Below are 15,158 nucleotides of genomic sequence, written 5' to 3'. Positions count from 1 at the left end.
CTGTGCTATCTGTAAACCAAAAAATAATCAGCAACATGATATTGTAACCTCGTTTTAATCATCATTCATTTATCTAAACCATCACAAGCTATGCTTCTACCAAAATCCAGCTTGCTGGTACTGCTATGCCTATGCAGTACCCTGGCACTATTTGCGCAGCAAAACATCACCGGAAAAATCAGGGACGCCGTCAGCGGCAAACCCATTCCCGGCGTTACCGTACGCATTCCCAACACCAACAAAGGGACCATCACCGATGCTGATGGCAATTATACGCTGGCCATCACGGCCGGCACCACAAGTTTAACGGTGAGTTATACCGGCTATAAAACCAAAACAATCAATCTTACGCCGGGTAACAATGTGATAAACCTGACCCTGGAAGAAGATTTCGCCCGGCTGGATGAAATTGTGGTAACAGGGTTAGCCACCAATGTGAAGCGAAGTAATCTTGCCAATGCAGTAGCTACTATTTCAGGCACGGAATTAAACGGGGTGGCACCTGCGCAAACATTTGACGCAGCCCTCAGCGGTAAAGTGCCCGGCGCCATGATAACGGCTAATTCCGGCGCCCCCGGTGGCGGTATCTCTGTAAAAATGCGCGGTATCACTTCCGTATTTGGTAACTCTCAGCCGCTGTATGTAGTAGATGGAATCTTCTTCAACAACAGCAGCATTCCCGCAGGACTGAACGATGTAACCGGCGCTGCTACTTCGGGCAGCCCCAACAACCAGGATAACCCTTCCAGCCGTATCGCGGACCTCAACCCGGAAGACATTGAAAACATTGAAATCCTGAAAGGCGCTTCCGCCGCTGCGATGTATGGCGCCAAGGCCGCTGCCGGCGTAATTATCATCACCACAAAAAAAGGTAAATCCGGCAAAACAAAAATCTCCCTTAACCAGGAAACCGGCTTTACCAAAGTGCGTCACCTGATGGGTGTACGCACCTTTACCCCCGAAACAGCCGCCGATCTTGCAGGTACTGCCGATAACCCTGATCCTGATGTACAGGCCAAACGCGCCGCCTATAAAGCGCAGTTTACAGAAGCAAAAAATGCCGGGAAGATCTTTGACTATGAAAAAGAAATCTTCGGACAAACAGGACTGGTGCTGAACACCGGTATCTCCCTCAGTGGCGGCGGCGAAAAAACTACTTTCTATCTTTCCGGAAACCGGCGGCAGGAAAACGGCATTGTGAAAGGAACCGGCTATTTCAACAACTCCATCCGGCTGAATGTGGATCACAAAGTGAGTGATCGTGTATCCGTAGGCGTTACTACCAACTATATCAACTCCTCCGCCGACAGGGGGCTGACCAATAACGATAACAACGGCGTTTCGCTCGGTGTGGCGTTGTCGTCCACACCTGATTTTGTGAACCTGTTCCCCAATGCGCTGGGTGAGTATCCGCGCAATACCTTTGCCAGCTCCAACCCGCTGGAAACGCGCGACAACATGATCAACAACGAACAAACCAACCGTTTTGTGGGTGGCGGTAATATAGAGATACGCCTGCAACAGAGCGACCGTTCCACTACCAGGCTGGTAGGACGCGGTGGTATTGACTACTTTAATTTCAAAACCGCTGCCTTATTTCCACGCAATCTCCAGTTTGAAGAGAACGGCCTGCAGGGACATTCCATCCAGGGCAATACCAATAATACCAACACCAATATCGGCGGATTCATTGTGAATACCTTTACGCCCAACAACAACCTCAGCTTAACCAGTACCGCCGGCGCCACACTGGAAACCGGCTACCTTGATAATATTGTTACAGTAGCTACCAACCTCGTGTCTGGTCAAAGTAACCTGGATGCCAGCGCCAACACCACTACCCGCCAATTCCGCCAGAAATACCGGGACAATGGTATTTTTATACAGGAAGACCTTTCCCTGATAGATGCCATTACTTTCAGTGCAGGTGTGCGTTTCGACCGGTCGACCAACAACGGTGAATACCAGAAATATTACGTTTTCCCCAAAGGGTCCATTTCCTGGAATATTGCGAAAATGGATTTCTGGAAGGTACCCGGTGTGGATAACCTCAAGCTGCGCGCAGCTTATGGCCAATCCGGCAACGTACCTCCCTATGGCAGTAAATTTACCCAGATGCTGGGTAGCAACATCGGCGGCTTCCCCGGCGTACTCGTGGAAAACCTGCAGGGCAACCCCGATATTAAACCGGAACGGCAAACAGAATTTGAAACCGGGCTGGATGTAAGCGTACTGAATGGCCGCATCAGCCTGGAAGCAACCTACTACAACAAAAAGATCTACGATGTATTACTGCGTCATGCGCTTCCCGGCTCCTCCGGTTATGCCACTGAGTGGAAAAACAGCGGTGACCTGAGAAACAAAGGAATAGAGCTGGGCTTAAACCTGATACCTGTGAACACGCCTAATGTGCGATGGAACAGCAGCATCAACTGGTGGCAAAACCGCTCCAAAGTCACCAAGCTGATCATTCCTCCGTATGCCATTGGCGCCTTTGGTAATTCACTCGGTACTTTTTACCTGGAAGAAGGACAACCTGCCACGCAGATCAAAGGCACCGTGAACGGCGACCTGAAACTGATCGGCAATGCCGAACCGGATTTCCAGATGAGCTTCTTCAATGAATTAACCGTATTCAAAAACCTGTCCCTCCGTTTCCTCATCCACTGGAAAAAAGGCGGCGACAACATTAACCTCACCCAGCTGCTCACCGATCTCGGAGCTACTTCTTTTGATTATGATGATGAGATGAAAGGCACGAAGGCAGGGCTTTACCGTCCTGGCGCCGGCGATGCATCCATCTATGTACAGGACGCTTCGTATGTGCGTATCCGTGAGATAGGTCTTTATTACAATATTCCCATCAAAAATACTGCGATACTGAAAGCGATCCGTGTTGGCGTATCCGCCAATAATTTCTTTACGTGGACAAAGTACGTGGGTTATGATCCGGAAGTATCCAACTTCGGCAGTAACACCATTACTACCGCTCAAACCCGCGGCAGTAACGGTTTATCAACAGGCGTAGATGTTATGCCGTTCCCTGCATCCAAAAGGGCCAGTTTTCATGTTGGCGTCGATTTCTGATCATTATCCATCTGCTTAAAATCATTACATATGAAAAAGTATCTTTCCATTATAACGGTAACTCTTTTCCTGCTGGCCCTCAACGCCTGTCAGAAAGGAGAGATCAACAGTTTGAATACACCCGTGGTAGGCGGTATCATCACCGATCCTTCCAGGAGCGACCTGTTTAACCTGGTAACGGGCGCCGAATCCGGTATGCGCAACAGTCTCTCCGCTTACCTTGATGGCACCGGTATTATTGGCCGGGAAATTTACCGTTTCTCCGGTGCAGAGCCCCGCTATACCACCGATCTGCTGGGTGGCGGCTCCAAACTGCTGGACAATAACACCTTTTACATTACCAACCCCTGGTCGGCCCGCTACCAGGTAGCAAGACAATGTTTCATTTTGCTCGATGCCATTAACAATACCCGTACAGAAGTAGCATCTGATGTACAAAAGAAGGCATTCACAGGATTTGCCAAAACACTGATCGGCTATCAGCTGTTGCTGAATCTCAACATGACCAATACCAATGGCGTACGTATACCCGTACCCAATGGCGCTACCCTGGGACCTGTTATTACCAACCCTGCTGTAGTGATGGATTCTATATTAAAATTCCTCGATGAAGGAAAAGCTGACCTCACCGGATCGGAAGTTATTTTTCCTTTGTCAGATGGATTTCTGGGATTTAAAGACGCCCCGGGCCTGATTAAATTTAACCGCGCCATTGCCGCCAGGGTGTATATTTACCAACAGAAATGGGATAACGCACTGAGCGCGCTCAATGAATCCTTCTTTGACCTGAACGGCTCTTTAACAAGGGGTGTTTATCATGCCTTTTCCACCAATGGCGGCGATCTTGCCAATACCATGTACCTCCCGCCAAATGGCAATGGAGAAATAAGGGTCGCGCATCCTTCTTTTGCCATCAATATCCTGCCAGGCGACGACCGCATCACCAAAACATCGCTGCGCACTTCCTCCGCCAGCCAGAGCGGCTTAACCGGTAACCGTGATGTGATAGTATGGACCTCCTTAAATGCGCCCATCAGCATTATCCGGAACGAGGAGCTGGTATTGATTTATGCAGAAGCGAAGATGCAGAAAAATGCAATCCCCGATGCCATAGTGGCCATCAACCGTATACGCACAGCGCATAACCTTCCGGTATATAGCGGCCCCCCTACACTGGCAGCACTAATTACGGAACTGTTATACAACAGGCGTTATTCCCTGTTTATGGAGGGCCATCGCTGGATAGATGTAAGGAGATATAACCTGTTGGGAACTTTGCCTAAAGACAGGCCGGATGATGATGTGTGGCCGAGGTATCCGTTGCCGCAGAGTGAAAGCAATATTTAAGAAGCAGAAAATATCTAAAGGCTGGCCCAAAGTGGCTGTTGGACAAGCACCCAATTTGGGCCAGCCCTTACTTTTTTAAGTAAAGCCCGAATTGTAATTTTGATCCCCACATCAAAATTACAGTAGTAAAGTAAAGACCTCCGTAATATTTAAGTAATATAACCAGCAACAATTTCTTTTATTATCTCCCGCCGCCCTTGGCGAATTGATTGGCGAAAAAAATCTGGCGCGTGCAGTGAATGAAGTTGCAGAGGATGTGGATATCAGTGAATTAACTAAATTGGACACTACGCTGTATCTCAAAGGCTATCACATAGTATCGGTTTTATTTGTGGGTTGAGATATCTCCATCTGAAATAAGATTGCCCACCAATTTCATAGCATTTCTTTATATGAAATGTCTCCTTTCGCTCACCATCCAACTTTGTTCCTTCAATAATTAAAGTGCCATTCAACTTTGTGATGGTTTCCACATATGTCCCGTTTGCATTTGGCGTCACATTCTTTGCAACATCCACACCGGGGGAAATAGGAAGGTTGTCCACCAGAAAAGAGGTTTCTTTCCATTTTTCCAAAACCACTACTTCTTGCAAAAGTGGCAATTGGTTATTAGAAGCCTGAATATAATACAACTTTATGATTTTCGCGGGCTGGAGGTATTCATACACGGTTTGAGTGGTTGTGTCCGATGTTTCCAGATAAACAGTACACCAGGCATCTGCTTTCTTTTTATAAATAGTTGATTTTACTTGATTTTTACTTCTATGAAAGGTAACGATCCGCTCAGAATCATTATTCTCCTTTATTTCAATATAGGGTAAGATAGGCTTTGTCGTCAGTTTCTCTTTCCCCTGCAGAGAAAAAAGGTCTATATCGTTGTAAAAACCACTTTGCTTCTGACCAGTATCAACCAGACAGGAGGAATAAAATAATAATAACAGCAGGAGCGATGTATCTTTCATACCTGTAAATGTAAGGAGTTAGTTTGAGTGAATTTTACCAAAAGCGTCTATGTACACATTCTGCACTGTTTCATATACGGCATTTCCCCCTCGTTCGTATGCCTTGGTCCAATTGCCAGTGTTAAGATAACCATTTGAATACTTTCCATTGGGATCATGATTTGAGGGCCAGTTATTTCTTGAATAAGAAAGGGTAGATCCGCTAAACATTCCCATTGAAGCATGGGTTAAAGATTGATTGCCGAATACGGTGGCGTGCAATTTTTTAGCCAATGCCATCATTAATTCAGTTCCGCCATTATGCGTACCGCCAGCTCCACAGGCTAAGACGATTACTTGTGCGGCACTGGGTAATGGCCCCTTTGTGCTGGCCATTTTTTTAGCGATACCTGCCAGTCCGGATGACTTTGAAATATCTTCGGTATGAAAATTTTCAACACCGATGGCAAAATAAGCTCTGTGCGGCGCATTCGCTGCATCACCATGACTCAGAATAAAAAGATTGTTGATTTTCCCTTCAATTGATTCCATCTGCTCCGCGGCATCCCGTGAATCTTCAACATGCATCACACGTATATTTCCTTTAGTATTTATTGCAGCATCCACTACAATTTTCAATGCCCCACTGCCATAATCATTGACGATGGTCTGTTTTTTATCATCGGTATATTGAGGCGCAAGCATCACACTTTGGATACCTGCATAATTACCCGTCCTGTATTGTTTCTGCACGTTATCCCAGGACACCTCCTCTCCACCATCATAGTATTTCCCATCTTCCCAATTGTATTCTGCAAGCATCCCATCAGGGTCAATAAATAAAACCGGATTGCTAAAACAATAGTTATATGGAGTCGCATTAACAAAGAGTTCTCCTTTAGGATCTATCTGCTGGAAGCGTCCAATTTGAGGATCCTGCATTCTTGCATTAAAATCATATAGTTCCAGTCCACTTCCATCTGCAAATTCTTTAGTTTGTAATTCCTTTCCTCCGTATTTTAACCGATTCTCAGGATAATTGGTTCCTTTTAACAGGTTGCTGCTGATGCCGGCCATTGTAAGACCAAATGGGTAATAATGGGTTTCTTCAAGGAGCGGGCCAGACATAACCCCAAGGGTGATATTATCAAAATAAACGTCCTGGGCACTTTCATTGCTGGTATATACATACAGGAAACCACTTTTCTGCATGACCATTTTATCTTTCTCCAAGGTTTGTAACTGATCCGGCTCTCCTTTTACCTGTTTCACGCCACTATTCTCATCCACGAGTTGAAACTGATCATCAAAAAGTAAATAGTTTAGATAGGCTTTAGGTTTATTCTCCATTTGCTGATCCGGATCCTTTCGCTGTATTTTTTGATAATCGTTAGTGGTAAATTGATCATTAAAAGGTGTCCTTCTATTAAGCGTTCCATTGCCATGTCCTCCTCCAGTAGAATTGTTGCCATTAAACGCCTGCAATAAGGAACTGATGATATTCTCTGGCCCTATAGGTTGTTTATCATGGGATGGAACACTTGTCTTATAAAATGCCCTGGTACTGAGTTGCACCGTATCACCAACCGTTACCCGCAATACGATATTGGGACCAATTTTTTTTCCATTCCCTGCAGCATTAAGTTTTGCTACAAATTCATTCTTGGCCACCACTTCATCACTGGGATATCCAATAGGTTTAACGCTTCTTGTATTATCTACATTACCAAAAAGGGCATTTTCTTTAGCCGCGCTACTTGTTTCCATCGTAGCTGTATAGATGGTTAAATCACTTTGCTCTGTCAGTACCATTCTTATATTTCCCAGATAGTCTTTCATGTAATAATCGTACTTAAAGGCTGGCGGATCGCCTGTTTTGTGAAATACCCTAACTCTGCCTTCTTCGTGTGCCAATAGCTGCAAGGTATCATTCTGATATACAAAACCCGTGGCATAATCCGTAACAATGGTTCTGGGGCTGGCAGTTGAATTATCAATAACAGTTTTCCGGAGCCTGTTGCCAAGAGCATCGTATAAATACAGGATGCTACCTTTATTACGGACTGTAATGTTTTCTGGTAAATTCAGGTGATTATAGGTAATGCTATTGATATTTCTGTTATTATCATATTTAAGATTTCCATTGCCATCATAATCATAATCATCTCCCCCTATCGCATCATTCTTAAAATCGCCTAGATTGGTTACCAATTGGCTGGCATCCGCTACAGCTGCTATCTTATTACTGTTGGGTCTATAGGTATAAGAGAGGTTATCCATGTTAACCACGTTAAGCCCATCCATCCCTTTCTGGTTCATATGCGTTATATTACCATTGGGATCATAAGTCAAACCGCTTACAGAAAAATCAGCTTTATCGATTTGCCATGCAGAGGCAGGTGTATTGGGGGCATTTTGCTGGGAATAGTCGGCCGAGAGCAGTCGATTTGTCGCATCATAAGTAAAACCATACGCCCTAGCAATATCATTGCTCTTGCTTTTCCAACGTACGCCTGCCAGGTTGCCATTGAATTGATTTACTACAAAGCCGGAGTCATAATTCATTTCCATACCAAACCAATTGTTGTCCGGATTATTCGCGGCATTTACATACTTTCTATTGATTCCCCGTACCCAGCCTCTGATATTATACTCATAGGTAAGTGTCTCTAATTGGCCAGTACCAATTATCCCTAGTCGTTTTGTTTTAAGTTGTCCTGACTCATCATAGGTGTTAATGTGGAGAGTTCTATCGAGGCTAGCCTCTCCGTTTAAACGTTTTTTGGTACTAATCACTCTTCCTGCAACATCATAATTGGTAGTGGTCAATATGATTGTTTCCTTTGTCAGGATGCTTCGTGGCGCACTATGCCGCAGGAAAGTACTTAATAATTTTCCATTAAAATCATACAAAAGGGAGGTAACATCTTTTCCTCCTACCGCGTTATCTGCAACCGTTTGAATAACTCTCCCCTTGTAATTATAAAAATTAGTAGTTGTTAACCATTCATTTGTCCCCAACACCCGGATTTTCATGCCAGTAACCATCCCCTTTGTCATATTACCGGGATTGGTCACCAATTCTTCATATACATTACTGCCTTTATCTGTTAACGCTAAATCATTGGTGACCGCCGTGTGTACTCCTGGATAGGAATAATCATCATAAAAAGTGTAAGTAAGCGGATAAAGGTTGGCATCCTGTAAATCGGGCAGCGGATTACTCACTATAAGATTAATGCTATGGCTGATGCCTGCCGGATTCAACTCCGTTTCAAACTCATTACCAACAGAACTTTCAAAGCCAGGATTAAATACTATGCTATTTTTCGCCTCATACTTCAAACGATTGTCGTGAGAGGCTACTACCAGATCGTTGATATAAGGCACGTTATAAGTAATGGTCTTGCTATTATTCAATGCCGTATTCATGGCCATTTGCAGGCTTTCTCTACTTAAACTTGAATTGTATAAAGCAGTCATGACTGGTCGGTCGAGTCCATCATATAAAGAAACCTGCCACTGGGCAGGAGATTTACTCCGTAAATTACCATTGCGGGTAAACACCAAACGATCCCTGATATCGTACACCATCTCAACAGAATCAGCACCAGGTACTTGTTTCATGATCATTCTTCTCCGCCCATCATAACGATAAACCGTACATAGCTCTCTGATAATAGCCGTAGTGAGATTAGTGTTCCAGTTTTGGTAAATTAATGAGATGGCCTTGGGAGACAAAACGTATCGCAGCATATCAAGGTCATCATAAATAAAGTAGGTACAAAGCCAATTAGCGTACCCTTCTGCCGAATTAGGAGATAATTCGACCTTTTTTAGGATAGTCTGGCTTTTTTTATTTTTATACTCAATAGTACGGATACCATTTTCATCAGTGGATATATTTTTTTGTAACTCACCGGATGCAAATACTCCGGTGCTCCATGGCTTCAGATCCCCTTCTCTTATTTCCCATATTTGTATAGCATCACTAATGGTATTAAACTGATAATTTACCTTGATTCCTCTGTCTGTACCTGTCCAGCTATCCCCTGCCGCCAATGCTTTGGAGACACGGTTTAATGGGGAAGGTTCAAACTTCGTTTCACCGTAAAAAATATGTTGACTGGAATATTGGTTACTCATAAATGATGCCTGCTCTTGGAAGGGATCCATCTTAAATTTTCCATTGTTGCCGGTAGCAGCATAAGGCAGATAATTATACTGTGCCCGTCCAAAATCATCATATACGAACGGTTTTACATAATCTTTACCAGAAGGAGTGATTTGTCTGGTGACGTTTTGTATTGGGCGTCCTAATCCGTCCATATACTGGGTGTTCTCCTTTACTTCAGCTACAGTTCGGGACGTGGCAGCCACAAAAGCCGTGTCGTTGGCTGGCATGGAAGGTTCCCAGGACCGTACGTAATTAGTGCGAGTATTTTTGTATGCAACAGGTCTGGCAACAGGTGTAACAACGGTTTGAGCTGTTGCCTGGGGTCTGTTTTGTGCGTCAACGGTATTTCCAGCCAGCAGACAAACGATTACTGCAGTATACGTCCGAAAAATATAGAGAAAATAAGAATTACGCATAAGATGTCTGTTAATAATAGTTACACCTCCTTTTATTGCTGTACTGGTGCCTGATATTGATAATCATACTGTTTCAGAATCATTCCATTTAAGTCTTTTACAACTTTAAGACGTCCAAACAAGTCATACTCGTAGTAAGTAACATTCCCATAGGTATCGCAGGAAGACGTTACACCTACAGAAGGCTCATAGGTGGTGGTATTCATTAAGGCTTCCACGGGGAACAAACGTAGCTCATCAATGCCTCCAGTGCCGGATACGGTTATCGAAGTGACTCCTGAAACCACCTTTTCATGATAGGTCCAATTTTTAAAAGTTCTTCCAATAGTGCTACTAACTATCCCATTGACGATAATGGATGCACCGGCCTTTGCCCAGTAAGACACTATATATTTTTTGGCTGCCACTAGTCCCGTTTTGGAAATACTGCCGGTTTGGAGTGTATAAGAGCGAGTGCCGGTAAGTCCATCTGTAATTACAAAAGTATTACCTGCCGATATCCAGTTACCCCAGTCCGCACTTTCAAAACTGGTATAAGCCACATCAGATAAGCCAGCATTTTTGATAGCTGCGACGGGGTACAGAGAGTTATAAGCCCAAAGATAACACCCACCAGTACCACCATTTACTGTGAATTGGCCGATGTTGCCAAAGCCATCGTAATTATCATAATTAACCCTTCCTTTATAACCCGGGTCTGGCTGAAAAATGGACACACTGCCTGCTGGTGGTAATACCCCAAGTCCTCTGTAGGAAAACTTGTAGTTAGCCAATGGTAATGGCGCCGCATTTTCCAGCAGCATTTCTGATTCTATTAATCCTTTGCTATTCGGATAATACTTTGTAATGCTCCCTGCTAAGATTTTAACAGCCGTCCCGCGTTTACTGTATTTTACCTTCTCAATGGGTAGATCCACCATATTTGCAGCCTTCAGGCTATCAATAAAGGGGGTGCCCGTTGCATAATCCAGCGGATAACTTGTACTTATCGTTTCTTCTGCTCCGTCACTTTGAATGGTCCATACCCTGGTAGGATTATCATGCAGTGGATTATCGTAGGTATATGCCACTTTAGTAGTGGATGCGATTGCCCCAACATCATCATACAAATTAGTAACCGTAGTATCCAGATAGTTCCAGTTAGACTGTACAGAGTATTTTACAACATCCCAGGGTAACCATTCCATAGGATCTGTAGGACCTGTGGCAGTGGTGATAAAATCGTCGTGTCTTCTCCGAACGATGTACCCATACAAATCTCTTACATTCCGGGTTTCAATCTTATAATTGTACGTTACCTCCTTCTTATTCTTGTATTGATTATTTTCTTTGGAAAAAAACAGCTCTGCCGATTTTAAACCATTTTCCCAGGCGACATTTGAAACCGGCCAACCATGTAGCCTATATCCATATAAGAGTTCTGCGTCATCATTGCTACGGGACTTAAATAGCGTAGAAATTCCGCCATTTTCAAAATCCTCTCCCATCCCCTCAATTACATTACCATAATATATATGGCTTCCTGCATTACCAAAAAGATTATGCATAGTGCTGGAATGTCCTACCACCCTAAAGCAATTTCCAAATGTAACGCTGTGTTCATCTAAAGCACATTTATCCAACACTGGATATTCTTCATAATATCCCCATACTGGTTCCACTATTTGCCCACTCGATTTATACGGCGCGTTTAATCCTCCATAATAAAATTTTCTTGTATTCACCAGACCATTTTCCGGTGTAAATGATTGGATTTTAGCAATTCTTACTCCTCCTACATATACATTCTGATCCACAGGTGTGGTGGGATCACCGCCATATTCGAAATTTGCTCTCGCCTCCACCTGTTCTCCATAGGCAGTTATTTCAATTCTATAATCCGTGCTCCCCGATAACGTGGCGGTATAGTCAACTGGACTCCCCACATTCACTGTGGCCCAATAAATTGGATTGGTAGTGCCCGATCCCGAATAAATACGAACATATGCGTAATTATCCAATGGCTCATAACTTTCTCCGGGAACCAGATTGCAAGCAAAATGAAAAATTACATCCTGATTATAAAGCGGTGAAATTATAGTATAAACTGTCTTTGCATTTTTTACACCCGATCCGATGGTAGCCAGTGATACGGATCTCAAAGGTGGTGTAATATCCACCCTTTGGGATATAGTATGACCTTCATACATTAAGGTGTCATAGCCTCCTGTGGGAAAGGTAATTCTACTTAAAACCCCTTTAACGGCGTAGGCAGGATCAGGCGATCTGTTGGCATAAGTTAAAGGAAACTCACTTTTATAATCCACCGATCCTGGTACCAGGTAAGCATTACTTTTACCATTTGCATATCCGTAATGATCCTGCGAAAAAGATAGCCTGGCTGGCAACCCATCATAATCATTGTATGCAAATGCGTGTTTGCGAATGGTGGAAGTACCTCCTCTTTCTATCACTTCCGTAAGGAAGGGACGTAATTTATATTTTGTATCAATAAAATAACTATTGGCCATCGGCTCTCTGCTATTCGAATAGTTGTATACCAGATCAATTACTTTAAAAGGGGTAGACAGGTTTTTTTTATGATATACTTCAATACTATCTATTAAATACTCGTTATTAATATCTAAGCGATTCGAGTTAATTATTTTTATCTTGTCTCCCGCGGAGGTATTGATTTCATTTAACGCCTTCGCATTCAATCTTAGTTTAGACAAACATGTGGACTCTCCGGAGACTGTGCAAAATAGGGTACTGCCGCATCTTATATTTCTATCGGACCATTTTGTTTCCGCTATAGTTTGACTAACTCCCGTTTCGTAGATACATTCTATCCCTGTATAGTTAAAGGTGATGGAATCGCCCAGCGGATGTACTATTTTTTTTAGATACCAGGCTGTTTTGGCCGGACGAACGTAATGGGCTTCGCAAATGCCACTACTAGGCACATTTCTCGTCGTTTCTGTAGCTCCTATTCCACCGAAATAGTACATTATTCCATTTCCTGTAGTGACCTTAAAGTTCCAATCGTCGGAGGTAAACTGCTTTTCTATTTTAAGATTGTCAAACTTTATCAACACTATGTTTCTGGCGCTGTCAAGAGTGAACCTTCCATTGTAGCCGTTGAAATTAAAAGAAAAGACATCCGGTTGCGTATCTTGACTTAGCTGGTTACCACTGGTAACTTCACAAGCCACTCTTAAATAACTCAATCCAGCCCGACTCGAAAAAACATTAGGAGGCATGGATAACCAGGTACTAAATTCATCAGGGCTGCCATACACAGTTCTTGTGATCACCCCTCCGGCATTTAGCACCCAGTCTATTCCAGTTCTGGAGGCTACCTGGTCAATCTTTATTCCGTTGGTGCTATAAGAGAGACCGATCGGAAGTTCCAGATGCTGCGTTTTAAGCGTATACAAAGGAATGGATACCTGTGGGGTTCCAGTGGCCAGCCCGACGGGGGTATTACCATACTGCCCTAACGCCGCTGCATTAGGAGAGGGGGGCGTAATGCTAAATGACTTAGAAAGGGTAACGTAATCATTTTGGGCTTGGCTCAAAACTGGTAATAAAAAAAACAGTAGCCAGCTTAAATAAAACTTTATTGGTACCATGGAAGGGATTGACTTACACAACATAGGTTTGAACTAATAATATTACCGGGTTACACATTATTATCGGACACTCTGATACCACCTAAGAGGCGGGATAGAGAATAAAATGGGATCTTTTACAACAATCTATTATAACAATTCAAGGCTTAACTACAAAACAAAAAATAGGTAAGGTGTAAAAAAACTTGCCAATAGTGGCTCAATATAATTAATAATATTTGAAAACAAATATGAAATAATCTTAAACATAGGACTTCTTGGTGGTAAAATAAAAATGGAACGAAACAGCCGGCCATTTCTTCTACATTCTTTGAGGACTGAGCCTTTTTGGGTCAGCCCCATTACTTTATGCCATCGCCCTTCTCTTCATTTCTTTTCTGATCAGTGCCAGTTCGCGGCCCATTTGCCCGGCGATGGAGGTATTCTCCTGCGCCCTGCGGATCAGGTAAGGCATTACTTCTTTTACGGGACCATACGGCAGGTATTTGCTGACGTTATAACCGGCATGCGCCAGGTTAAAAGTGATGTTATCGCTCATGCCCAGCAACTGTGAAAAACTTACATGCGGATGGTTGTGCGGCAATCCTTTTTCGTGGAGTAATCTTGCGGCAAACATGCAGCTGTTTTCGTTGTGCGTACCTATGAAAACGGCGAGCTTGTCGATGTTATCAAGACAGAATTTTACCGCTGCGTCGTAATCCTTATCCGTAGCCTCTTTGCTTGGCTGGATAGGGGTTGGGTAATTATTTTCTGCCGCGCGTTTGTTTTCTTTTTCCATGTAAGCGCCGCGTACCAGTTTGGCGCCCAGCAGGTAGCCATTCTTTACCGCTTTATCGAGGGATACCTTCAGGAAAGGATAACGGTCGTGGCAATACATCTGGAAGGTATTGTACACAATTACCTTTCCTTTGTTGAACAGTGACATCATTTCATCGGTGAGGGCGTCTACCGGGTCCTGGATCCAGGATTCTTCCGCATCCACGAGGATGGCCACATTATGACGGGCGCCTGCTTCAGCGATGGCATGTACGCGGTTGCGCACACGGGTATATTCCTGTTGTTCGGCAGGGGTTAAAGTTTCCTTGCGGTGTACTTTTTCCAGCAGATCGAACCGGGCGAAGCCGGTAATTTTTATAGCGATGAAAGGAATATCGGGTCTGGTGGCAGCGTATTGGATAGCACGGATGAATTCGGGAACAGCGGCATCGTAGCTTTCTTCCCCTTCCATTGCTTCCACGCCATAATCGAGTGCTACCCCTACATGATAGTTACCCAGTTGCAGCGCAGTGGTAGCCGCTTCTTCCAGGGTTTCACCACCGCAGAACTGTGAGAAAATAGTGCTTTTAATAATGCCTTTAATGGGTAACCCCAGTTTAAAGGCGATGGGAGTCATCACGGCGCCCAATTTTACCAGCCAGGGCTTCCCGATATTACTAAAGAGAAAGTTGGCTTTTTTCAGTGCCTTGTCGGTCTTTGCCTCAAATGCGATAGCGGTATTATCAAATGATAAAGGTAGCTGCTTTTCCATGGGCCGCAAAGTTAGGGTGCGTCCGGCTTCTAAACAAAAATCATTATA

The 15,158-nt window shown here is 43.9% G+C and carries 6 protein-coding genes; 2 read left to right on the top strand and 4 right to left on the bottom strand.

Features of this window, described 5'->3' with window-relative positions; translation table 11 throughout:
* Positions 1-90 precede the first annotated feature (90 nt).
* Positions 91-3,087, top strand: coding sequence for a SusC/RagA family TonB-linked outer membrane protein (locus tag V7S65_RS00265; protein ID WP_336386590.1), 2,997 nt, complete (start codon positions 91-93; stop codon positions 3,085-3,087).
* A 30-nt stretch (positions 3,088-3,117) separates the two neighbouring features.
* Positions 3,118-4,434, top strand: a complete 1,317-nt coding sequence (locus V7S65_RS00260) for a RagB/SusD family nutrient uptake outer membrane protein (protein WP_336386591.1) — start codon at positions 3,118-3,120, stop codon at positions 4,432-4,434.
* 299 nt (positions 4,435-4,733) lie between these two features.
* On the opposite strand, the gene V7S65_RS00255 is transcribed toward V7S65_RS00260, so the two are convergent.
* The 4 genes from V7S65_RS00255 to V7S65_RS00240 all read right to left on the bottom strand — a co-directional run bounded on the left by V7S65_RS00255 (position 4,734) and on the right by V7S65_RS00240 (position 15,110).
* Positions 4,734-5,396, bottom strand: coding sequence for a hypothetical protein (locus V7S65_RS00255; protein ID WP_336386592.1), 663 nt, complete (start codon positions 5,394-5,396; stop codon positions 4,734-4,736).
* Between the two features lie 18 nt (positions 5,397-5,414).
* On the bottom strand, positions 5,415-9,968 hold the full coding sequence (locus V7S65_RS00250) for a DUF6443 domain-containing protein (protein ID WP_336386593.1): 4,554 nt from the start codon (positions 9,966-9,968) through the stop codon (positions 5,415-5,417).
* A gap of 32 nt (positions 9,969-10,000) precedes the next feature.
* Positions 10,001-13,582: a hypothetical protein gene (locus V7S65_RS00245; protein WP_336386594.1), complete on the bottom strand. Its 3,582-nt coding sequence runs from the start codon at positions 13,580-13,582 to the stop codon at positions 10,001-10,003.
* A gap of 346 nt (positions 13,583-13,928) precedes the next feature.
* Positions 13,929-15,110: a proline dehydrogenase family protein gene (locus tag V7S65_RS00240; RefSeq protein WP_079468813.1), complete on the bottom strand. Its 1,182-nt coding sequence runs from the start codon at positions 15,108-15,110 to the stop codon at positions 13,929-13,931.
* Between the last annotated feature and the right edge of the window lie 48 nt (positions 15,111-15,158).

This window comes from Chitinophaga sp. CCNWYY40, from assembly GCF_037483205.1.
GTDB classification, from domain to species: domain Bacteria; phylum Bacteroidota; class Bacteroidia; order Chitinophagales; family Chitinophagaceae; genus Chitinophaga; species Chitinophaga ginsengisegetis.
Note: the sequence above shows the minus strand (reverse complement) of the source record. Positions and strands in the feature narration are given on the sequence as shown.